Source organism: uncultured Streptomyces sp., assembly GCF_947488945.1.
Lineage (GTDB): Bacteria > Actinomycetota > Actinomycetes > Streptomycetales > Streptomycetaceae > Streptomyces.
On sequence record NZ_CANLBS010000002.1, the window covers coordinates 45,779 to 69,383 of the forward strand.

Annotated in this window: 15 protein-coding genes; 7 read left to right on the forward strand and 8 right to left on the reverse strand. The window is 64.9% G+C overall.

The window, feature by feature from the left end; genetic code table 11:
• Positions 1-215: 215 nt before the first annotated feature.
• A complete protein-coding gene (locus tag Q0994_RS02425; RefSeq protein ID WP_299529243.1) occupies positions 216-590 on the reverse strand; it encodes a DUF6415 family natural product biosynthesis protein in 375 nt (124 codons plus the stop codon).
• A gap of 389 nt (positions 591-979) precedes the next feature.
• Here Q0994_RS02425 and Q0994_RS02430 point away from each other — a divergent pair, with 389 nt between their 5' ends.
• The 6 genes from Q0994_RS02430 (at position 980) to Q0994_RS02455 (ending at position 7,075) form a co-directional block, all read left to right on the forward strand.
• Positions 980-1,762, forward strand: a complete 783-nt coding sequence (locus Q0994_RS02430; protein WP_299528241.1) for an aminotransferase class IV family protein — start codon at positions 980-982, stop codon at positions 1,760-1,762.
• Positions 1,763-1,771: 9 nt separating this feature from the next.
• Positions 1,772-2,689 (forward strand): SUMF1/EgtB/PvdO family nonheme iron enzyme, encoded by a 918-nt coding sequence (locus tag Q0994_RS02435; protein ID WP_299528242.1) that lies wholly within the window; start codon positions 1,772-1,774, stop codon positions 2,687-2,689.
• 935 nt (positions 2,690-3,624) lie between these two features.
• Positions 3,625-4,491, forward strand: coding sequence for a helix-turn-helix transcriptional regulator (locus Q0994_RS02440; protein WP_299528243.1), 867 nt, complete (start codon positions 3,625-3,627; stop codon positions 4,489-4,491).
• Positions 4,488-4,730 carry a DUF397 domain-containing protein gene (locus Q0994_RS02445; protein WP_299528244.1) on the forward strand — a complete coding sequence of 81 codons (243 nt, stop codon included), beginning with the start codon at positions 4,488-4,490 and terminating at the stop codon, positions 4,728-4,730. Before Q0994_RS02440 ends, Q0994_RS02445 begins: the two co-directional genes overlap by 4 nt.
• A gap of 876 nt (positions 4,731-5,606) precedes the next feature.
• Positions 5,607-5,789, forward strand: coding sequence for a helix-turn-helix domain-containing protein (locus Q0994_RS02450; protein ID WP_299528245.1), 183 nt, complete (start codon positions 5,607-5,609; stop codon positions 5,787-5,789).
• A 38-nt stretch (positions 5,790-5,827) separates the two neighbouring features.
• Positions 5,828-7,075: a site-specific integrase gene (locus tag Q0994_RS02455; RefSeq protein WP_299528246.1), complete on the forward strand. Its 1,248-nt coding sequence runs from the start codon at positions 5,828-5,830 to the stop codon at positions 7,073-7,075.
• A gap of 244 nt (positions 7,076-7,319) precedes the next feature.
• Here Q0994_RS02455 and Q0994_RS02460 read toward each other — a convergent pair whose 3' ends face one another.
• The 5 genes from Q0994_RS02460 to Q0994_RS02480 form a co-directional block, all read right to left on the reverse strand.
• A complete protein-coding gene (locus Q0994_RS02460; RefSeq protein ID WP_299528247.1) occupies positions 7,320-10,265 on the reverse strand; it encodes a DUF499 domain-containing protein in 2,946 nt (981 codons plus the stop codon).
• A 54-nt stretch (positions 10,266-10,319) separates the two neighbouring features.
• On the reverse strand, positions 10,320-13,046 hold the full coding sequence (locus Q0994_RS02465; protein ID WP_299528249.1) for a DUF1156 domain-containing protein: 2,727 nt from the start codon (positions 13,044-13,046) through the stop codon (positions 10,320-10,322).
• Entirely contained in the window at positions 13,043-16,258 is a 3,216-nt protein-coding gene (locus tag Q0994_RS02470; RefSeq protein WP_299528251.1) for a helicase-related protein, read from the reverse strand. The genes Q0994_RS02465 and Q0994_RS02470 overlap by 4 nt, the downstream gene beginning before the upstream one ends.
• Before the next feature lie 532 nt (positions 16,259-16,790).
• Positions 16,791-19,433, reverse strand: coding sequence for a S8 family peptidase (locus tag Q0994_RS02475; RefSeq protein ID WP_299528253.1), 2,643 nt, complete (start codon positions 19,431-19,433; stop codon positions 16,791-16,793).
• Positions 19,426-20,412, reverse strand: a complete 987-nt coding sequence (locus Q0994_RS02480; RefSeq protein ID WP_299528255.1) for an AAA family ATPase — start codon at positions 20,410-20,412, stop codon at positions 19,426-19,428. Before Q0994_RS02480 ends, Q0994_RS02475 begins: the two co-directional genes overlap by 8 nt.
• 879 nt (positions 20,413-21,291) lie before the next feature.
• Here Q0994_RS02480 and Q0994_RS02485 point away from each other — a divergent pair.
• Positions 21,292-22,455 carry a tyrosine-type recombinase/integrase gene (locus tag Q0994_RS02485; protein WP_299528257.1) on the forward strand — a complete coding sequence of 388 codons (1,164 nt, stop codon included), beginning with the start codon at positions 21,292-21,294 and terminating at the stop codon, positions 22,453-22,455.
• Positions 22,456-22,795: 340 nt separating this feature from the next.
• Here Q0994_RS02485 and Q0994_RS02490 read toward each other — a convergent pair whose 3' ends face one another.
• The gene (locus Q0994_RS02490; protein WP_299528259.1) at positions 22,796-23,188 is read right to left on the reverse strand and encodes a DNA-binding protein; all 393 of its coding nucleotides are present in this window, start codon (positions 23,186-23,188) and stop codon (positions 22,796-22,798) included.
• Positions 23,188-23,439: a hypothetical protein gene (locus Q0994_RS02495; protein WP_299528261.1), complete on the reverse strand. Its 252-nt coding sequence runs from the start codon at positions 23,437-23,439 to the stop codon at positions 23,188-23,190. Before Q0994_RS02495 ends, Q0994_RS02490 begins: the two co-directional genes overlap by 1 nt.
• Positions 23,440-23,605 lie beyond the last annotated feature (166 nt).

The window sequence follows — 23,605 nt, forward strand, 5'->3', positions numbered from 1 at the left end:
ACCCCGCGGATCCGGGGATGGCATCGGGCCGCCGCAGCGGCCGGGAAGGGTAGGTGAGGAGGGACACGTTGGTCACCTGTGCGGGGAGGGCTTGTTCTGCCCCGGTGCGGAGTCCTCGTCCTGCGGAGCGGAGCGGCAGGACACTCGGCCACCGCGGAGAATCAGCCAGGCCACCGGGCCTAGAACCACCGCGATCAGAACTGCCCCGGTGACGGTCATGCCCGGGGCGCCGACGCGGCCAGAGCCAAGAGGGCGAAGGCGACAGCGAAGACCGAGCCGCGCAGCACGTTGAGCTGTGGCCTCCACCAACGCCGTCTCCGCATCGGCTTCGCGGGGACACCACCGTGAGCTTGCACGGCCGCGACGAGTGCCTGAGTGGCCTCGGCCAGCTTGACCAGATGAACCCTGCTCGGCATGTAGCCGTCGGGGACGCCCGCCGAAGCGAGCTGCTGCGCGCCGCGCAGTGCTGGGGCTCCTGGCGGTACGACGGCCCCGAGCTGTCCGATGTGACCGCGAAGGCGCCGCGCCAGTTCCACCACCTCGCCGGCGCTCTCCGGCAGCGGCGAATTCTCGTCCAGCACGAGCGCCACCGTCTCCGCCGCGGTAACCGCAATATCGCGCTGCGGGCCGGGTGTGGTGCCGATACTGCCCTGCCTGCTCGGGGTAACGCGCGAGCCGGTGTCCCGACGGGAAGTCAGCGGCAGACGCATGACGGAACTCCTCTTCACATCAGACCACTTGGGCTTGGCCGCGACTGGTGCGCCGCCTGGAACAGGGCTCATCGGGGTCCTCCCAGGTGGGCAGCGCAGAAGAGCGCGGCAGTAGCACCGATCACGCTGCCGATCACTCGAAGTGATTGCGCGGTGACCAGCGAACACCCCGTCGCCAAGGCTTGGGAATGACTCTCAGATGACGTTGACCCGTCAGTAACCTGCATTGGGGTGCCGCCGGAGCAGACGGTCCTGACATGCTGGGCGCCATGGTGACTCTCAATGGAAAGCCCGCATCCGTAGACGACCTGCTCCCTCTGGCGCTTACGAACGTCGGGCACTTCACGTCCATGCGCGTCGACTCCGACGGCAGCATTCGCGGTCTGACGCTGCACCTGGAACGCCTCACTCGGGACTGCGAGATCGTGTGGCACGCGGCACTGAACCCCGACCGTGTCCGCGAGTACGTCCGCCAGGCCCTGGGAGGCCAGGCCCTGCCCTGCGTCGTGCGCGTGACGATCTACGACCCGAAGGTCGAGATGGGCCACCCGGCCGACGCCAACGAGCCGCACGTTCTTGTGTCCGTACGCGGCGCCGGCGCCCTGCCTCCGGCCCCGCTGCGCGCCCAGAGCCAGGTGTACGAGCGCGACCTGCCCGAGGTGAAGCACGTCGGCCTCTTCGGTGCTCTGCACGGCCGGGGCGCAGCCCAGCGAGCGGGCTTCGACGATGCCCTGTTCGTCGGTCGCGACGGCTTCGTCTCGGAAGGTGGCACCTGGAACGTGGCGTTCATCGACCAAGAGGGCACCGTGGTGTGGCCCGCCGCTCCCGTATTGCCCGGCGTCACCATGGCTCTGCTCCAGCAGCAAGCCGACCACCGCACAGCAACCGTCACCCTGGACCAGGCGAAGGGCATGGCCGCGGCCTTCGCCACGAACACCTCGATCGGCGTCCGCCCCTTGGCCGCGATTGACGACACCGAGTTCCCTGTAGATCACCCCGTCTTGAGGCAACTCCAGGAGGCATACCTGTCGATCCCCGGCGAGACCCTGTAGGGGAAGGCCATGGCGGGGGTGACCAGGTGGACCGGCCGAGAGGCCGAGTTGCTGCGCATCGCTATGCGCGAGAAGCAGAAGGACTTTGCCGATCTGGTCGGTGTGAACCCGCGCCAGGTCCCTCGATGGAAACGCCGAGGGGAGACCATCGAACTCGAACTGGACAACCAGTCGGCCCTGGATACGCTGCTGTCCCAGGCCCCGACCGACGTCCAGCAGCGATTCGCCGCGCTCATGACCGAACGCGCCGCTGTTGAACACGACGAGCGCGCCGAGGAACTGCTGCGAAGGGACCCGAGCACTCGCCGGCACCCGGTCGACGGGAAGGTCATGGCCCTCGTTGAAGAGGGCATCTTTCTCTCCGGCCCAGACAACCGCTCGGTGTGGTTGGAGCCGTTCCTCATGGACGTCTACCCGACGACCAACGAGGACTACGCGAAGTTCGTTCTGGCCACCAGTCATCGACCACCCCAGCACTGGCCCGACGGCCACTGCCCCGTCACACTGGCCAACCACCCCGTGGTGTGGGTGACGTGGCACGACGCGTTCGCCTACGCTCGTTGGGCTGGCAAGGCGCTTCCCTCCGCGCGGCAGTGGGAGAAGGCCGCTCGCGGACCGCGCGGGCGCATCTACCCCTGGGGCAACGAGCCGACAGCCGCGAAGGCAAACACGGCCGAGACCGGCATCGACACGACCACCCCCGTCTCCCGCTACCAGTCCGGCGCCAGCCCGTTCGGCATCTTCGACATGTGCGGCAACGTCTGGGAGTGGTGCGGCACCGAAGAGGAGCCCGGCAACGGACGGCGTCACTTGAAGGGCTCCGCGTTCACGTCCCCGATCGGACGGGCAGCGCCGTCCCTGATGAACGCTGCCTCCACGTCGATGAAGGACAACGACACAGGGTTCCGCTGCGTCGCTGCCCCCTAGGGCCAGGTCAGCACGCCAGACGTGGACGGCTCTGGCCCTCATGCCTGCCCCTGGCCAGTCTCGGGGATCACCACGGCGACGAAGCCCCTGTGCTCGAACCAGTCGAGTTCCTGCCGGTATTCGTCAACGTGAGAACTGATGACGTCGGCCGTAACCACTACGACCCCATCCGCGTACCCAGCGAGGATCTGCCGCCTTACACCGCACCAACCGGGCCGCGCCGTAGGAGCACCGGCGCCGTGGTGGTCGGCATAAGACTGACCAGCTCCCACCTGCCAGCACTGGCGAACCGCGCACGCAGCAGCTGCGTTGAAGGAGTGCTGGGGCTCCTGGCCCCCGAAGGCCAGCGCGTACAGGCAAACACGCGGCATCCGCCCACGGGCTCGTGCCCGCGCCACGATCTGCTCAAGGTTGTCTCGGCGTGCAGCCGCGAGGGAACCGTATGCATCGGCCCTGACACGGAACCGGTTGGGGTTCAGCCCCTCTTCGAGATCGCGCTCCTGATCCATCCAGGAGGTCGGTTTCCTGCGGGCGGTGCTCTGGCGCATCACGGGCCTCGGCTCTTGACGGGGTGTGGGAGTGTCGGCGCGGCGGTTACCTTCGCGATCCTTGGGTTGGCAACGTGCCGCGCACTAAGCCAGGGGTGAACGGCCCCAGCGGTGGCCGAACGAACCTCTGGTCCGGCAGCCGTAACTACTCTGCTGCGCGCGCTAATTAACATTCAAGGGAATCCCCAAATGAGCCCTAACTGGCATGTGCCAGCTAGTGGGCAGGGGGTGTTGCAGAGAGGACGCGCCGTGTCAGACTCCGGACACAGGCCCCTTGCCGACGCACAGGCATCACGATCTCGCGGGCAGGGGAGAGGACTTGGTGCACGGAGCAGCGAGGTGAGGGGACAGGTGGCGGCACGACGGGGACCGACGTACCTGCGGGTCATGCTCGGTAAGGAGTTGCGCGAACTGCGCGAACGAAAGAAGAAGCAAGCCGAGGCGACGGCCGAGCCCGGTGGCGAGGCGGACTCCTATACCGCCGAAGCTGTCTCCACGAAGCTGAACTTCTCGCGATCGAAGCTGAGCCGGGTGGAGGCCGGCGAGATCCCGCTGCCCAAGCTGGCGGACCTCGAAGCGTTGATGGACGAGTACGACGTCATAGAGCCGTCCGACCGTGACGTCCTGCTCCAGATGCAGCGCGATTCACTCAAGAGCGAACCGTTGACGACCTTCCGGAACGTGCTCCCCTCAGGGATGCCCCGGTACCTCGGTCTGGAGCGGGATTCGGTCCGCATCCGGGGCTTCGAGAACAACGTGGTGCACGGCCTGCTTCAGGACGAGAAGTACGCAAGGGCCCTCATGGGCTCGGCCAAGATCGTGGAGGAGCGAACGACTGACGCCGTCGAGCGCAGCGTTCAAGCCCGCATGGAACGCAAGAAGCTGCTGGACAGCGGTCGCGAAGTACACATCATCCTCACCGAGAACACGCTGCGCACGGTGATCGGCAGTCCTGATGTGATGCGTCGCCAGTACGCGGAGATCATCCGCCTCTGCGAACAGGACAACGTAGAGGTGCAGATCATCCCCGAAGATTTGTCCACCTATCGCGCAGGCTTTTGCTTCACGGTGCTGGAGTTCGATGAGCTGGATGCGGTGGTCCAGGGCGACGGCCACAGATCCATCACCATGTGGTCGAAGCCATCCGATGTTGGGCAGTACCAGAGGCAGTTCGATGCCATGGTCAAGGCGGCGCCAGGGCCCTCCCAGACGCCGTCAATCCTGATGGAACTCGACAAGAAACTGTGGAAATGACTGATCACACGAAGCCCGTTCCCTCTACGGAGTTCGCACCGGAAGGATCCTGGTTCAAGTCTTCGTTCAGCGACCAGGGCGGTGGCAATTGCGTTGAGGTTGCCCGTCGGGGCAACCTGGTCGGAGTCCGTGACTCCAAGGACCGGCAGGGTTCGGCCATGATCCTCCCCTGCGGTGTGTACGCGTCGTTCATCCGAACGGTGAAGAGCGGCGCCGTCGACTGCGAGTTGGTCGGCTAGCAGCAGGCCGGCGCACGGGGCCTGTAGAGGAGGGCCCGCATCCCTGACCTTAACAAGGGGGTGCGGGCCCTTCTCGTGCAAGCCCCATGCCTCCGAAGGCGCGCGTCGGCGTCTTCGCTTCAGCCCTGGTAGGTCCTGCGTTCTGCTGCCGTTGGATGGCAACATCGGTGCATTCGCCCACGGCAGACAGGAAAAAGCGGCGAAGGACTGGATAGCTGGGCGAGGACTATGTCAACGTACAACGTCCCGCAAAAACAACGCCAGGAGGTGCTGCTTCTTCATCGTGATCAGGATCCAAGGCGGTTTGGAATCACGTGCCGCGAATATCGGCCCCTGGTGTGAGTTCCTCTAATCGCCTGCAGCGGGGGGACCGCAGCGACCGCGCGGTTCTCGCGCACGTGGCACGGCGTCCGGGCGCCACAGCCTGCGAGGTTGCACAGGCCACTCGGGATGCCTGAACGTCGCGTCACGGCGAATCTTGGCCGGCTCAACTCGCACACACGGGCTTCTAGTAGTCACCTCGGACGGCACGTCCGGAGCCCCCTGCTCGTACCTCCTCTCCCATGTGGGTGGGGAAGGCGAGGAGACACTTCGAGCGGGTGATGCGGCGGGCAACATAGCCGACGATCGCCGGTTAGCCAAACCGGCGATCGTCGCGACGATTGAGGAGTTCGCAGTAGCTGCGCTTGGCGGTGGAGCTACAGCAGACGCAGCGGATCGCGTCGTGCACTCAGTTGTCAGGAGGAACGGCACTGTCCGCTGTTGCCCAAATGACCGTGGTGTCCGTCGCTAATCCGCAACGGTGCCTTCGCCGATGGAGTGTGACGTAGTGCGGTTTAGGCCAGAAAAGGCCACCGGGGTGAAAAACGTGACGCGTTGACTGCGGGAGGCAGCAATCGTCTGCTGACTCCGGAGGAAGTGGCTGCATGGCTAAAGGTCAGCGAGATCACCGTAAAGAATAAATACCGGTCATGGGGTCTCAAGGCCCAGAAAGTGGGACGCCTTTTGCGATTTCGTGAGCGCGACATCGTCGCCTACCTGGATGAACACTACGGGTAACGGCTGCGCAGCCACGCCCCAGCGCGAGAGAGGAGCCCATGGCCACCGTTTTCCAGAGGTGCAAGACCGACGAGAGGAGCCCTCTTTTTCCATGCGAGAGGGTTCGCTGTGGTCACGACTGGACCGTGAGATACAGAGAGCCAGGCGGCCGGACTGGCGGGCAGCGGGAAGCCAGCTTCAGCAAGAAGACGACGGCAGACAACTTCGCCAGCAAGGTCGAGAACGACAAGAGCGTCGGGACGTACATCGACCCCAACGCGGGGAAGATCACCGTCCGGGCTTACGCGGAGGACTGGCTTAACCGCCGTGTGATCGGGGACTCCACGTACTCGAACTATCGAGGGTTCATCGATACACACCTGATTCCCCTGCTCGGTCGGAAGACTATGGCCGGAGTCGCGAAGCGCGATGTCGAGCACTTCAAAGCGGCCATCAGTAAGAAGCTCGCCGCGAGCACGGTCCACGACCGCATGAAGCTCGTCAAGCACATGTTCTGGTCCGCCAAGGAAGAGAAGGTCATCCAGGAGGACCCGACCAGGGATGTGAAGACTGCTCCGGGTAACCACGCGGTCGATGAGGATGAGATCCCCACGCTTGACGAGGTTCGCCTCCTGTACGAGCACATGTCGCCGCAGTACAAGCTGACCATCTGGCTCCAGGCCGGTATAGGCATGCGGGTCAGCGAGGCCCTCGCCTTCCATGTCGGATGCCTGCGCGACGACGTGATCCGCATCCGCTGGCAGATCAGCTCGAAGGCTCACCGAGGCGACAGCAAGACCCGACTGGTGGCGCTGAAGCACCGTGACGAGGGCGAGTACCGCGATGTGCCTGCTCCGCAGTTCGTCTGCGACGAGATCAATGCCCATGCGGAGGTTTGGGAGCCAGTCCCGCTCTCGTTCCAGAACGCGGCTGGGAGGTCGCGGCAGGTCGAAGTTTTCTTTGCGCCACGCGAGCGGGGTAAAGGCACGATGCCGACTGCGAACACCTACTCGTACCACTTCAGGAAGGCGTCCAAGGCCGCCGGGCTGGTGGATGCCGAGGGGAAGCCCAAGTACCACCCGCACTCGCTTCGCCACTTCTTCGCCTCGACTGCCCTGGCGGCCGGCATCCCGATCCACGAGGTCTCGCGCTGGCTCGGCCACAAGTCGATCAAGACCACTGTCGACATTTATGGCCACCTCGTTCCCGAAGCGTGGGACCGTTGCCGTGCCATCATGCAGAAGGCCATGGGCCCGGTGCTCGGCGACACTCCGGAGGAACCCGGTAAGTACAGCTCGGCGGCCTGAGGTGCTGAGCGTGCTGGATAGCTTCCTACCGTGCTGGATCGGTGCTGGATCCGATCATCAGAAGAAAGGTTTCCGCAGGTGGGAGCCCTGTGCCAAACGTTCCGCTTCAGTTCATGAATTCCACCACGTCGCTGACGTGGTGGAATTCATGTCAGAAGTACAAGCGCCTAACGAGGCCGGGATGAGTTCGTCCCGGCCTCGTCGTGCCGGAGGCTGCGATGGGGAGTAGCCGACTCTGGCGTCGCTACATGTCCCGTACGTGAACGGGAGAGCCCAGTTCCCGGATTCGGTCGGCAAGGCCCTCGGCGGCCTGGCTGCTGACGACCATCTGAATGTTGCCTTGCAGGAAAGAGACGTCTCCTCGGTCGATGACGTCGTACAGTTGCCGGAAGAGCTGGCTCAGCGCCTCGGAGTTGCCAGTGTTATTAAGCATGCTCTGGGTGACAGAGAAGGCGATCTGTTTCTCCTGAGGTGCTGGCAGGGTCTCGTCCTCGCCGCTGCGGTGCTCACCTTCACCATCGCCTTCAGGGCTGGGCGCGGATTCGGGCGCGGAATCCGTCCCGCTAGATGATGGTTCATCCCCCTGAGGGGGTGGAGGCAGGGGTTTGCCGAGCCGGAGCCGCTGGCTCGAGAGGTTAATCTCCGAGACGCCCGTGACCGCTACTTCTTCTCCTTCGCCGTCTACGATGCGCAGCAGGCCGGCCTGGACACCTTCGAAGAGCGCCTGCCGCAGGTCGTTCTGTCCGCCGTGGAGTAGGGGAAGTCGCGGGGTGTTCCAGAACGAATCCCGCAGTTCGTCAAGCGGACGTCCATAGTCCGTTTCCCGAAGATTGTGAAGCAGCGCTTTCGCTGTGAACGTCCCTTGGTCGAATGCCTTGCCCTTCTCAACGAGCGCCTTCCATACGATGGCGCCGTTGAGGGCGGTCTCCGTCTTGTCGTCGAAAGTCACCTCATCTATGACACGAGGTGCGACGTCATCAGGCTGTGCCAGGAAAAGGACATGCTGGAAGGCACGCTTGATCGTCGTCTCAAGGCTGCGCTTCGCCTCGTTCCGCTCAGCTACTGCCTTGGACTTCATGTCGTCATCGTCTTGAGTCTCTTGGACACCAAGGACGCGCTCCGCAGCCAGGTATGCGGTCGCCAGACGACGAGCCGCGTGCCGCTGCTGCGTGTTGGCCACAGCGAAGACCGCTGAGGAGGCCCACCTCGTGGGCAACTTCTCAGCGCCGAGCCCAACCGCCGCTTGGACTGCCTCGCGAGTGGCGCGATCTGCGCCATTGCGCAGGGTGAACTGCGCGGGATCAAGCACGACCAGGCGAGAAACTCGCGCGTCATCAATGCCGGCACTCGCCAGCACTTCCCGTGGCGCCTGGCCCTCCGCGGAAGCCCGCACGAACTGCTTGCGATCGAACGGACCCGTCTCGGTGAGTCGTTCGGCGAAGTCGGCGATCACTGTGTCGCGCTCGGCGTCGGTGATGGTGTCGCGCATCGCTCGCTGGAGCATGACTAGCGTCTGGCTGGTGGACAGGAAGTAGCGGGTCTGCTGACCCTTCTGTCCTGGCGTGGTCTCGATGCTGACCAGGCCGGTCTCGGGGTCGGTGACGTCCTTGATGACGGCATCGGCATCGGCGAACATGTAGGCGGGGTCAGGGACGGCTGTCGCCGCCTTGACCTCTGCATCGGTAGCGCCCCGGCGCCCCTGGCTTCGACCGGACACGATGGACGTGAGGAAGATGGCCGTGGCAGCCCGCTCGGCAGCTCGCGGGTTGGAATGGTGCCAGAGCGCGTCTTCGTCGGCGCCACGATTCGTGTCGAGGAGTCGAGCTGTTCCGCTTGAGTCCTTAACGCCGACGATGTCGTTTTGGGCTAGAGATCGGTAATTGTTCTGGGTCTTTGCGTCGCTGATGAGCCCGGAGCCGATAATGGACTCGCGGACCTGGGTGCTGGACAGGGGAAGGTCGCCCGGCCCGATGAGTGGCGGAGCCCAGGCTCCGCTTTTTCCCCGCTGCTGGAGGGCGAAGACAGTGGCGGCGAAAACCTTTATGGTCGAGCGGACCTTTTGGAAGCCAGTTCGGTTGGCCCATTCATGTTCAGCCATGTGCATGAGCTGAGGGTGGAACGGGTAAGTGCGGCTGACTTCCTCGCTGAAATTTGCCGTCCATGGGGCGTGGAGGGCGTCGTATACCTTGTTTTTCCAAGGTCCGTTGCTCATCGCCTCGCTGTACTTGCGGACAGTGGCATCGACGACTTCCTTGGCAGGAGGCTGAGTGAAGATCCGGCGGCGGAGAATTGCCGCGAAGTCGTCGTTCTCGTGGACGCCTACGGGCTTGCCGTTCCGGTCGAGCAGCCGTTCGAGGTCGAGGCGTCGGCGCTCTCCCTCTGGACTGAGGGAGATGGAGTCCTTGTCTGAGGCGATCATGACGGCCAGCATCGCTGTGCGCGGCGTCTTCGTGACAGCGTCGAGGAGGGCGCGCATGAATGCCTGGTCCTGGGCCGTAAGGGCCTCGTCGCCCACGCCGTCTAGGCCGTTGCCGAAGTAGTTCATGATCTCGTCGACGATGATCAGAACGGGCCTGTCGAGAGACCTGATGGCTTCGGAGATCTTGGACACGTTGCTGAAATGCTCGCGATAGGTGATGTAGCGCGAGTAGTCGCCGTCGAAGAGACGCCAGAGGAAGCGCTCGTAGAGGCTCTTTGCCGGGCCGTCGTGCTCCTCTACGGTCGCGCCCGGTGTCATGTTGTCGCATGGAAGCACGACGACGTGAGGATTCTCAAGATTCTTCGGAAGCGGTCGGCCAAGGATCGTCTCGGCGTGTTCGAGAACGGCCTTACCAACGTCGGTTTTGCCGAGTTTGAGGGGGGCCTTGGCAAGGTGGTAGGCACCGATGCAGGCGTGGGACTTGCCGCCGCCCATGCCCTGGTCGAGCCGTAGGAGTGCGGGGGACTTGGTGTGTTCGTCACCGCCTCCGAGCCTGATTGCGATGCGTGCCAGTAGGTCAGTAAGCGCCCCGGTGGGGTGGGTGATTTCGCCGTAGTACGAGGCGTCTGCGTATTGAGGGCGCTGATCTTCTGTTCCGTACACCGCGTGGTACAGCGACATCTGCACATCAGCGATGGACCCCGAGGCGTCCAGGATCTCAGGGCGGATCCGCAGCGCCTTCCACCAGGGCGTCACGCCGCTCTGTTTCACCACAATTCCTCGTTTCCTGATAATGGTCTTGATTGTAGGGTCAACTTGTGCTGCTTAAAAAAGGGTGGGATGACCCTTTTCAGCAGCCTCGCGTGATGTGCGGATCTGCGCGTTCGCGATGTTTCGTGCGGCGACATCGACGCCGCGTCGGCTGCGCTGTAGACCGTTCCATGCGGCAACGTCGGCCTCGCCTTCGGGCAGTCTGTTTGCCAGGTAGGCGATCGCGGACCACAGGTACTCGTCGTCGTTGTCTCTGGCAGCGTCCACGAGAACCTCGGCGACAGCGTCCAGACCATCCGGCCAAGCCTTCGCCATGGCGAAGGCCACGTCGATGACGGAGGAGTCCGGCGTGACGGTGCTCTTGAACTCCTTCGCGGTGAGGAGGCGGCAGCCCTTGTCCCCCTGGTGGAGCAGGTTCTTGACGTCACCCATGTCCAGATCGCCGGCCAAGACTTGCCATCGGAGTTCCGACTTAGGTGCCAGTTGCCGGCCATAGAGGCGTACCCACCACAGGGCGAAGCGCGTACGCGCGTCGAACGAGTCCAGCGGCAAGGAAACGACTTTGATGTCTGCGGCGTCCTGGACGGCCTTTCGGGCAACGATCAGGAAGCGCTCCAGTCCCACTACAGCGCCCGTCACGTCCAGGATCTGCGAGTAGCGTCCTGTCACTTCCATCGCCGGTCCGGCGGATGCCATGAGCATGTCGGTGTGTGCAAGGCCCGACCGGTCCCAGAGTTCGACTCTTGACTTGACCTCGGCTTTTACCTGCGCCTCTACGGCGGCGAGGCGTCCTTCCCTGCGGTCCGGGGGCGCGGGTCGGCAGGCCATTGTCAGGGTCGTGACGATGTTGGCGGACGTCGCGGAAGCTCCTCCGGCCTCGGTCTTGGCGGGCCACGACCCTGTGAGGATCAAACCGGCTGCCGAAATCGCGCTGAGCAGGCGATGCCAGACTTCGAGGTCCCCGTGCCCGAAGACGATGGTGACGACGCCATCGTCGGTTACGACACGGCGTGCCTCTGCGAACGCTCGGGCGATGCTGCTGTCGTAGTGCTCACGTGTGCGATGGTCCCCGGCGGGTCCGCCGCCCCGCTTGACGATGATCTCCTCTGCCTTGTCCTGGACACCCCCAGGGTGCGTGGTCATGGACAGCATCGGGTCGGCCGTGTTCATGGCGCGCTTCGCCCAGACGAAGAAGACGTCACTGGAGTCGCTGTAGTCGATCATGTCGTCGTACGGAGGATCGGTGACGACAGCATCGAGCCAGTTGGGCCGGAACGGCAGCGTGGTGGCACTGCCACGTTGCACGGACGCTGGCAGGGCTGAGGCCCGCTGCCGAATGTTTCGCAGTGCGGTGACGGTCTGCTTTGAAAGGGATTCCCAGGAACCAGGCCCGGACGACAGCCCGCTTTCAAACCAGTCGTACGAGAAGGAGACTGCCGACTGATTGACGAAGATGTCGCCAACCTGCGCTCCACCCGCTTTTTGAAGGCGTGCTCCGCGGGTGGAGCGTCGGATCTTACGCATCATCGCCGCCGTGGCGTAACCGGCGAGAGCGCGAGCGTAGTCGGTTGAGATGCCGGCCTTCAGGCACTCCTGGGTGACTTCGTTGATGGCGCGGGCCAGCCGGACCAGTCCTAGGGTCTGGCGCGCTTCACACATGTCGCCATAGGTGCGGTCCCCGTAATTAACTGATTGAATCGTTCGCGTGTTACCCGGGGCGATGAGCTCGTCAGGGCGTGCTGGCAACAGGCCGAAAGGCGGTTCATGTTTCAGTGCTTCCGCTGCCTGCTTCGCTGCAGAGAACTCTCGATCGGTGGGCTGGCGGAAGACCTTCGTCTTGTCTTCTGGGTCGATATCGGCTGCCGCGAGGAGCATGTCCTCGCGCATACCTTCGGCGCTCAGGCGAGTGTGCACTGCTTTGGAGTGGACATGATCGCAGAACGGGCACACGGCGACGCGACCGTCTGCCGAGTACTTGCTCTTGCCTGCTTGGACGCGTGTAGGCGTGCCGATCGGCGGGCCGTCGTGGACGAGAGCTTCGCAGATGCCTGTAGTGGGGTCTGCATGGATACGGAAGCTCTGGCCGCTGTCTCCCTTTTTGGGGCGAGGGCGTCGCAATTCCAGTTCGCCGACAAGCGGAAAGCGTCTACCACATTCTTGGCATGGAAGTGTGGAAGCCCAAAGGTATCCCCAGGGGTAGGTTCCGGCGGACTTGGGGTAGAAGTCGTCCATCGATTTGCGGAAGCGGTGCCCGACTTCCTGGAGAAAGGTCTCTACGTCAGTGACGATGCGGTCCCTGTCCCCTTCGAGGGGCAGGGCTCCATTACTCTTTTGGAAGGGCAGGGACGGCTCCCGACGCCAGTCCCGGAAGGGAAGGTCGGCAAGAAGGGAGCCTCCGAGAGCTGCGAATGGGGAGTAATCGATTCCGAAGGCTTCTGCCTGGAGCCGTCCTGCTTCGAGAGGGATCATGGCCCGTCCGGAAAATGGGTCCAGTACCCGAGGCCGCCGACCGTATTCTTTCTCAAGGATGGCCTGGATCTCGGTTGCACCGTCCGTGTGCCCCTTGAGTGCCCTGCGGACGAGGTTCTGCAGGTCGCGCTGGTCAGCCTCGTCGTCAGGCCAGGGCAGGAGACTTGTGAGTACGGCCGCCTTAGCCTGGGCGACGGGACGCTTTGCGAACCACACCCAGAGGCTTGACTCGGTATTACCGCTTCCCCAGCTCTCGGAGCACGCATCACTGACCTCAGCGCAGGGAAACCAGCGTTCGATCATGCGTGTCATGTGGAGCTCTCCTGAGTACGGTCACGGGCGGTCCGTAGTGAGGACCCGGGGATCCGAAAGACGGCGTCGCCGCGGATGTCACCCGCGAATACGTTAATAGGGTCGCGGAAGCTACCGAAAAGCGCCCCCAGGCCGTCGTTGCACTGGTCCACGACGTACAGCCAGTAGTCCCTCCGGTGCTGCATGGCCATGAGCACCTCGTTACCCGTCAGACGGATCCCCCGGGATGCCGCTGAGTCCCATACTCCCTTGACCTCAACCAGTTGCTGGTCACGGCCCCTCACTGCCCGCAGATCGTATCCCCGATTCTCCGTGTGTACGTCCGAGACGATCCATCCGTCCTCCTGGAGGAGGCGCTGCACGTGCCGCATGGCGACGCGCTCGGAGTCCTTCTCCTCGACCGTCTTGTCGACCGCGCTCGCGTAGACCCGCATGCGGCCTACGCAGGTCGGGGTGGTGATCTCCACTTTGCTTAGGCGTTCCAACTCCTCCAGCCGCCGCTGTGCCTGCGCGCGCAGGCGATCGCGCAGCGCCAGACGCTCGTCACGGTTCGGGATCTGGTGCGTGAGATCTACGGGAAGGTTCTGCAGGTCGCGCCGCGCGGAGGCGAACCAGTCGTCGCGTACCTCCTGATACTTCTTACGGGTGTCGCCTGCGAGCTGGTTGGCGCGCTCCTCGGCCAGCTGCTCGCGGGCCGGGTGCGGCGCGCCTCCCGGCTGGGTAGTGGGCACCAGGTTGGCCAGCGTCTCCCAGCGGACGGGATACGCGTCGCCTGTCTCGTCGATTCGAATGAGCCCTGCCCAAGCGGTACGCCGCTTTCCCCCCACCTCGGTCAGGGTGGCCTCGTAAGCGTGCAGCTCGTAGCCCGTAATGCTGGTTGGATCCTCGGCCGCGCCCCCGCGGTAGAGGTCGGGGGCAAGCCCGTCAGCGACATGTCCGATGAGATCGCCGAAGGCCAGGCTGCCGGGGCCAAGAGGCAAAGCCCGAGACGTGTCTGCGCTTCCTGCGTTGTCCTTGAGGGCTTGGCTGCTTGTGGCCACCAGAGCCTGTTGCCCACTGCCCAGCCCTGCGGGGAGTGCGGCGTCTGAGGTGAGAAGCAGAATGCCGTCACCGGCCGCAGTGTTCTGTACACGCAAAAGGTCGGCGGCATCGAGCCGCTTGAGGAATGCCTCGACGATGGCGGGGTTGATGCGTTCGAGGAGGTCTTGCTGGAGGAGAGTCAGTGCGGCCATCGCTTCGACCTTGCTGGCCAGCTCGGCTTCCTGCGCTCGGGCCTGCTGGGCCCGCCTGCGCAAGTCCACCACGGTGATTCGGCGGGCCGCCTCTTCTGCGGCCTGCCGTCGCTCGGCGTCATCGCCGTAGAGAGCCTGGAGCCATTCCTCATACCGGATGCCGGCGAGTTCGGCTACGAGGGAGAGACTGTCGAACATCTGGCCATCGAGCTCGTTGGCAGCAGTAACAAACCGGTCGAGAAGGCGGTGCAAGGTCGCGCCTTCCCGGGTATCGACCGCGACCAGGTTGAACAGTTCGACGTCTCGGGTCTGGCCGACACGGTGGATGCGGCCCATCCGCTGTTCGAGTCGCACTAGAGACCAGGGGATGTCGTAGTTGATCAAGACATGTGCCACCTGGAGGTCGATGCCTTCGTTGCCCGCGTCGGTGGAGACGATGATCTGAAAGTCGCCGCGCATGAAGGCGGCTCGTACTGCGTCGCGCTCGTTGTTGGGCTGTCGGCCGGAGTACATGCGTGCCGTGTAGCCCTCACGCTCAAGCCGCTCGGTGATCCACTCCGCAGTGTCCGCGAACTCCGTGAAGATGACTGCCTGCTGATCGCCGCCGGGTGCGATGCCTTCGGGGGCCAGGCACCCGTCGATGAGTACTCGCCACTTAGAGGGAGCGTTCATCGGATCCTGGAGGATCTGGTCTACCTGCTCGACAAGATCGGAGATGGCCTTGCGCTCGGCGCGGGATGCGGCTGAGTCCGCGTTGACGACCTGGGCTTCCTCGCGGCTGGCGTCGTCCTCACCGTAGGGGTCTGCCTGCACGGAGGCTTCGGCAGCGGCGAGCCGCCCCATGTGCTGCTGTCGGCGCCTCAACGTCTCCTGGAGCGCGAAAAGAGAGGAGGCAGCTCGCTTGCCGTAGACCATACGGGCAAGCGGCTGGGCGTTAGGCAGCATGTAGCGGTCCACCATCGCCAGTGCCTGGGTGTAGACCGAGAGCTCCTGGCGGCTCAGCGGAATACGGTGATTCGTGGCCCGGCGACGTTTGAAGAGATGGCTATGGCCGTCGTAGTCGACCAGGTCCTCCTTCATCCGGCGAAGGAAGTGGATCGGCCCGGGCGTGAGCTTGGACAATTCCTGCGACTGATCGTCGCCCGGATCCGGGTAAATGTCGGGATCCACCAGATGCAGGAGATGACGGAACAGCCACTCGGATCCGCGATGCGGGGTCGCCGTCATGAGGAGAGTGCGAGGCGCCCGGGACAGGAGCCGACCCACCCTGTGATACGTCTGCGCCGTGGGGGTCAGCCTGTGCGCTTCGTCGAATACGACGATGTCCCAGCCTGCGCGGTCTGGACGGATGGCTTCCTGTACGGCGCCATTAACTGCCGCCAACTCCAGTGACACAACCCACATGTCGTGAGTTACATCGAGTGCATGCTCACGGACGGTGTCGGCGGTGATCCGGCGAAGGCCGCCGTCGAAGAACCGGTCGAAGTCTGCCTGCCATTTGGACACCAGGTTGGCTGGCGCGACGATCAATGCCTTGCGGATGAGTCCATACCGCTGCATCTCGCGGAGATATAGGCCAGCCATGATGGTCTTACCAGTGCCCGGCTCGTCGGCGAGCATGAACCGCAACCACGGCTGCGGCAGCATGGCCCCGTAAACCGCGTTCGCCTGATGCGCATAGGGGTTCAAGGGCGACGACGCGAGAAGGGTGCTGCTCGCGTTGGTCGCGGCGGCGCCCATCCATTGCGTCCACATGCCGGCCAAGATTCGCGCGGAGGGCGCGCCGCCGTCCCTCGCCAGCACCTGCACCCGGGCTGCTTCCTCGGCAGTTAGATCGGCTTTGTAGAGAGCTTGGTGATCATCGATGACGTACAGAGACCACCCGCCATCAGGTAGCTTCCGTGCCAAGTCGATGGTTACCCAGCCGGGCACAGTTTTCGGCAGGCTGACGCGCTGCCCCTGCTCGAATGACGTCGCCACGAACCTGCTGCTCCCCGCTATGTGTCACGCTCGCTCCAGTCGACCGTCGATGTCGACGGTGCGGCTATACCACCCTAGTACTGGCTGTGTGTGACTCGCGTGTAGCGCTTGTCGAGCCAGGAGAAGCAGGACGCCGCCGCAAGGCTGTGGGGGCCCTGAGAGGGGGAGCCGGCCACTGTCGGCGGCCGACGTCAGCAGCCATGGCTGCTGACGTCGGCCCGGACCGCACTCAGTCCCAGCCGTCGGAGATCGAGCGAAGCGCGCCGAAGAGTGCTCCATCGAGGAGTAGTCCCGGCAGCCGTGAGTTACCCGGCCGCAGTTCGCACCTGCGGCACCGGTCCATCGACAGTGAGCCAGTGCTGGGGCGACGTCCTGTGCCATGCTCTTGCCGGAAGATCGCCCGGTGTCCGTGATGACGAGGACGGTGCATGACGGCGTCAGGCTCGGCGACAGCGACCTCGAAGTTCGGAGATGACGGCCCTGTCAAACGCGTTGACTGCACCATCCACCGCAGCCACCCGGTCGGCCGCATCTACCAGCCCAATTCCATCTGAACGGGGATGCCGTTCACGACATCGCTCTGAGCCTGTGGGGCCACTCCGATTGGTACGCCGAGCCGGGTGGCGATGGGCGTGTACAGGTCGGTAGAGACCTCTGGGGTGCGCAGGGAGATCAGGAGGGCGTAGCTGACGGGTAGGCCGATGCGGTCGTTGCGCCTGTTCGCCTTCCACCAGCCTCCGATGGGGTAGACGGCGAGCGTGCCGCAGTCGGCGAGTTCGGCCGCCGATCCGCGCCAGATGTCGGCGTGCAGGGAGCCGAGGTTGCGGGCTCGGGGGCCGACCAGCCACTTGCTGTTGGATTCGAATGCCCTGGGGTTGCCGAGGCCGTCGCTTTCGTGTTCCGCCTGTTCGGCCAGTCTTCTTTGGAAGGAGTCGCTGGATTCGGTGGGGCCTTTGATGGCGAAGCGGAGGCCGTGTGAGGCATAGCTGTAGCGGCCGAGCATGCCGCGCCGGCCGGGATTGGGTTCGATCATGTAGGCGAGCGTTACGCGCAGGTCGACGGTGGTCTCGGCCAGGTCGCGCAGTTGTTCCAAGGGCCAGGGCAGCTCGTGCAGCTTGAGTTCGGCCAGGCGAGCCTGCCCGCCCTTGACCTTGTACGGCACCAGGGTGTTCTGGATGATCATCGTGACGGCGTTCGAGGCGCTGCTGCGGATACGTTCGGCGGTGGGCACGCCCCACCCGTACCGGCGGATCACCTGTCGCATCACGTCGCCCTTGGCGAGTTTGGGGGCGCCGGTCTTCTTGAACAGGCCCTGTTCGACCATGGCTGGGGTCCACTGGGCTTCGTGCACGAGAAGGGCCCGAACAGTCTCCGGCCTCAGTCCGGGGTAGGCGCTCATCGCCGTAGCGGCGAGCGCAGCCGCCTGGGCCGTGGCAGCGCTTGTAGCGTTCGTCCATGTCAGCTGACGCGCAGGGTCGTGGTGGGTGGTTGCCACGCTCACCAGATCGTGTGCGTCCAGGATGCTGTCGTCAGGGGCGACGAGCATGTTGCCGCCCTCCAGAACGATGTCGGGCTTGGTGATAGAACCGTTGGTCAGCGCCACCGAGGTCCGGCTGAAGGGGGACAGGGCGCCCGGCGCCGCCAGCGGACGGTATCCCTGGAACAGGGCGGAATCGGGGACGGCGTCCATGTGCGTGCACGCCCCGACGGTGAGTACGTTGTGCGCTTGGGCAGGTTCCTCGATGCGTGACAGGTCGGACAGAAGGAGCGGATCCAGCGTGCCGTCGTCGCGGCGCATTTGGTGGGGGACAGCACCGCGGATGTTGCCGGCGCTGACGATGATCAGGCGTGACGCTTCGGGATCGGGCGCACCGATCAGCTCGATCCGGTCGTCCCGGACAGTGACGTCCGTCCCTGCTGCCAGGGCGTCCAGGGTGGCCGACCACAGGGTTGCGGTGCCGTCTACGCCGTTCTCCCCCTCCCCGGACTCCCGGGTGACAGCCATCGAGAAGACGCGTCCGGACGGTGCTGGGCCCCCATTGCCGATCTCAGCGGTCGCGACCGCGTTCGCGGTTGTCTCCGCACAGCTCCGTGGGGAAGCGCCGGGCGTGTGAGCGTCATTGAGGATCTTCACGGACTCAAGACCGTGACCGAGGACGACGGGACCTTGTGATTCAAGAGCTGCCGCGAAGTCCCCGAAGAGGGCGAGTCCGGCCATCTGCGTGCCGTGCCCGATCCGGTCGGCCGGCGTACTGCCAGGAAGCACGCTGTAGGCGCGCTCGTGCAACGCGGGCTTCAGCAGGGCGTGCTCCTGAGCTATCCCCGTGTCCAGGATGCATACCGCCGGGGACTCCGGTGCGGCCGGCTCGATGCGCGCGGCGAGATCCTTGACGAGGTCCACGCGAAACTCGCGGTCGACGCTGTAGAGGCCCTCGGCGAAGGTAGGACTGCGAAGCTCCGCAGGGCAGGCGTTCGTGGCCAACAGGAACGCCAGCTCGTTGCCGGTCGTCGCCACGTGCGCCACCAGGCGTTCCCCGACATGGATCGCTCGTTCACTGACCCGCCAGCGACGCTCTTCGGCCAGGGAACGCAAAGTGGCTACGGCCGTCGGCGAAATCCGCGGATCGAACCACAACTCCCACCACCGCTCCTCGTCCAGCGGCGGCAGATCCTGGCGCTCCTGCCAGAGGTGCTCCAGCAGAGCCCGCTGGACCTGTTCCATGTTCGCCACAAGCTGGGCCTGCTTAGGGTTCCCGCCGGGGGTGTCATCCGTGAAGTCGGCGATCCGCTGAGTGAACGAGGCGACTTTGTCGAAGGGGATCCAGACCAGCGCGTCCTGCCGAGTGTCGTCGGTCTGCGGGCGGCTGCTCATGAGTGTCAGGCCGGATGCATCCAGGCGCTCCAAACTCAGAGGGTGATCGCGAGCCGCCTCGATACGCACCGCGAAGCCGTCTGGCTGACAGTTCTCGGGCGTCTGCTGCACGAGCTGGGTTGACTCCCGGCGGGCCTTCTCCAACCCGTCCACCAAAGCGTCGGCGTGCCCCTGCCGGTCCGTGTGCTGAACCAGAGCCGGACCAGTCCCGCCAGCAGCCTCGGAGCGTGGCGTGAAGGTGGCAGCCTCCCAGGGCACGATCAGGTGCGGACTGAGCCGTGCGGAAGAGTCGGGCTCAGGCATGGTGGGTGGCGTGGCGCTCGATCAGGGCTTCCAGCAGCAGTTGCTCGTCCACCACATCCCGATCAGCCAAGATGGCTCGTTTGGCCGCTGCTTCCGCCGCTTTGACCAGCTCGGCGTGACTCAGGCCCGATGCACGTTCTGTCACGAGGCCCCACCGTAGTGTGCTTGTGTCCATTCCGGCTAGACGTCGCTGCAGCACCTGTACAGCTTCCTCTCCGGTGGGAGGGCCGTAGGTGGCGATCATGTCGAAGCGACGGAACAGGGCCTGGTCCAGCAGTTGGTGGTGGTTGGTGCCGGCCACCACGAGGCTCTCAGAGGGCGCCTCATCCAGGAACAGCAGAAATGAGTTCAGGATCCTGCGGGCCTCGCCGACGTCGTTGCCTGCCGCCCGTTCGGCTCCCAGAGCGTCGAATTCATCGAACAGGTAGACCGCTCGGGTCTGGGCCACGGCGTCGAAGACCAGGCGCAGCTTGGCGGCGGTCTCGCCCATGAACCGGCTGATCAGACCGTCCAGGCGAATGGTGAACAGGGGCAGCTTCAGCTCTCCGGCCAGTGCCGCTGCCGTCATGCTCTTGCCCGTCCCAGGAGGCCCGGACAGCAGAATGCGGTGCACAGGGGTAAAGCCGAAACGCTCCAGCCGTGCACGCTGTCGCTGTTCGTGCAGCACGCGATCCAGCGAGGCCCGCAGTCCGGCGTCCAGGGTCATGTCGTCGAGCTGGGTGTCCGGGTAGCCTGCCGTCAGGAGACTGGTCAGCTCACCGCGGGGCTGCACGACCGGGGTAGCGGCACGCTGGGTGTCCGGCTTCCCCTGCCTCTGTTGGGCGGCCTCAACCAGCTCGCGCAGTTCTACGGCGAACTTTCCCTGCCCCTGGCGGGCGGATTTTGCCGCAACTTGTAGAGCGACGCTGTAGAAGAGGTCGTCGTTGGCTTCGGAGTGCGCCCGCACAAGAGCTTTCAGGTGATCGGCGTTTGCCGCCATACGCCTGTCACCCTCCGTGTGGACTGCCTGTAATAAGAGGTGTACCCAAATCAGCGGGCACCTGCGCTTGCATCGTACGGCCCTGGGCTCCGGGCTGCTGCCCGGATCCTCCACTGGCCGGGATGTCCGAATGAGTGGATCGCAGTGCGGGAACCCGGTATGACCTGCTGGCCTGGGACCCGTCTCTCACCCAGGCCGCGGACGGGGCCGTCTGTCGGTGATGTCCGAATCGTGCGTGCCGATCCGCGCTGTGCGCAGGAAACCTGCGCGCTCGACGACCCTCCCAGGGCCCGCATCCCTCAGTTCCTCAGTCTGCTTCCGCATCGAGGATCTGTTAGCGAGAAGCGAGCGCTCGCTCCGAAGATCCCGTGCCGCCTCGCCGAGACGCTTTGCCGCCCGCCGCCGCCCGTCAAGGTGGGGCGGGAGGCGGTTGCTCCCTCAAGGGCTGGGTTAAGGGTGCGCCGATCTTTCCCTCGGACTGCACGTTCACCGCAAGGGGTGGTTTGGTCAATTCCCCCTTGCTTGTCTTGAGGAGAGGGAGCACGGTTTCGGGTGCTGGGCGAATCAGGAAGGACTGCGTTCGGCGCACGGTGGCTGGGGTGAGGTCCCTAAGCGGAGCACGCGCCGGTCTGGACGGATCGCTGACGCGGATGACCGTGGGCTGGTGCGCCGCAGGGAGAGGGATGCAGCGGCATGCCTCGCTCTCGGCGCGAGCAGGAGGGGGCATGGGTGGCCAGCGTTTTCCAGAAGTGCAAGCGGGATGTCCGGGACCCGAGCTATCCCTGTGAACGTCCAAGGTGCGGCCACGGGTGGACGGTGCGATATCGGGAGCCGGGCGGCAGACGGGGCCGGCAACGCGAGAAGTCGTTCTCTCGGAGGGTGGGCCTGGACGGTGCGGACGCCTATGTCGTCCACGTCGAGAACGACAAGAAGTCGGGCACATGCCTGGACCCCGCGCGGGGAGCCGTGTGCCTGCAGGTCTGGGCACAGGACTGGGTCGAACGACGAGCTATCGGCGATACGACTCGCCGCAACTACGAGGGCTTCTTCCGCAACCACCTCGTGCCGCGCCTGGGGCAAAGGGTTCTGGCCAGCCTGGCGCGGCGCGACTTCGAACAGTTCGCCAAGAACCTGCACGGATCCGGTGCGGGCCTGGCGGCTTCCACGGTCAACGATCGCATGCTTGTGGTGGCCGCCATGCTGGAAGCGGCCGTGGTCGACAAGCAGATCCCGGACAACCCCGCGCGAGGAGTCCGAATACCCGGAGCGAGGCCGGCGGCAGCGGATGAAGATGAAATCCCGACGCCGGCGGAGGTCGATTTGATCGCGGCACACATATCACCGCAATACCGGCTCGCCGTCTACTTGCAGGCGGGTACTGGCCAGCGTCCCAGCGAGGTCCTCGCCTTCTCCGCCGAATGTCGACGGTCCGGATTCGTCAGGATCCGTTGGCAGGTCAGCGCCATGGCCCACCGTGCGGACTGCCGCACGGTCTTCGTACCGCTTAAAAATCGGACGGAGGGTGAATATCGCGACGTCCCGACCGCCCTCTTTGTTGATCAGGAGATGGACGCTCACCTGTCGACATGGAAGCCGGTGCCCGTGACCTTCGCCGGGCAGAGGGGCAAGCGGCGCAGGCTTGAAGCCTTTTTCCCCCCGCGTTCCCACGGCAAAGGCACGATGCCCACCGCGTCCACCTACGGCTACCACTTCAAGAAGGCGTGCCAGTCGGCGGGCCTGGTCGGCCCGGACGGCAAGGCGACCTACACACCTGGCAGCCTGCGGCACTTCTTCGCCTCGACCGCCTTGGCCAACGGAGTCCCGATCCATGAGGTCTCACGCTGGCTGGGCCACCGGTCGATCAAGACCACGATCGACATCTACGGGCATCTGCTACCGAGCGCCTGGGGCCGTTGTCGTACGGTCCTGCAGAACGCGATGCGGCCGACACCCTTCATCGAGGCAGGCCCGGCTGAGGCACCCGACCGGATCCGGCGTAAGCACCCAGGCGGCGAGTCGAGGGGCGGCCGACGAGGCGACTGAGCTGGGACCGTTGCCGTGCCCTCATGCAGAAGGTCATGGGCCCGGTGCTCGGCGACATTCCGGAGGAACCCCGTGAGTACAGCTCGGCGGCCTGAGGTGCTGAGCGTGCTGGATAGCTTCCCACCGTGCTGGATCGGTGCTGGATCCGATCACTGGAAGAGACGTTTCCGCAGGTGGGAGCCCTGTGTCAAACGTTCCGCTTCAACGTCTGACGCGCAGTCAAGAGATGTGCCCGGCCCGCTTGTTGGCGGGTCGGGCGCAGGTGTGCGTCCGCGTGGAGTCCTTGTGCCGCGGAGCGCTGAGGTGTTGGTGACGGGTCTGGTTGGTGTGACTGCAGCGTTCAGACTTTGACGACCTCTACGGCGGGGCCGCACAGGAGCGTCAGGTCCTCGGGATCGGAGGTCAGGACGGTGACTGGCTGGGGTGCGGTGCTGGCGATGACGGCGAAGGCGGCGTCGATGGCGTACTTGTGGCCGTGGAGGCGGTGGCTGCGCAGGAGGGCTGCGGCCTGATCGGTGATCTCCTTGGTGACGTCGTGAACGTCGACGCGGGAGAGGACCCACTTGATCCGGGCGGGGTGAATGCGCTCGTAGTCGGCCTCGAGGGTGGTCATGGCGCTTGTGGCCACGCGGATGCCTTCCTCCGACGCCGCTTGGATCAGGGCCGTGACGGTGCGGTCCTTGCGGTAGAGCTTGGAGAGGCCTTCACTGTCGAGCAGTAGGGTGCCGGGCATCAGGCTGCGGCCCCGCCGGCCTGCCGGTGGTCATGGCGCAGCAGCGCGCGGGCGGCTTCGACCTCCTCGCGGGTGAGCTCGTCATTGTCGGTCGCGAAGTCGGCGACGATCTCCCGGAGCTTGTCCATGGCGACCCGTTGTTCGAGGGCTTCGGCGACGTAGGAGGAGAAACCGCCGGGCCCGACGTGGGCGCGTGCGGCTTCGGCGAGGTCCTCGGGCAGGCTGATCGAGTACTTCTTGCTACTGCTCATGGTTCCCATGCTACCGGTGGTCGTAAGTCTCGGGGTGTACATGGTCGTGGCCGCGCGCCCCGTGCGGACCGGTATCCGGCCGGTCCGCGGAGAGTCCGCAGGACACCCGTGAGCGCCCGTCGCCGGCCAACGCGAGCCAACGGAGAAATGGCTGGTCAGGGTCCTG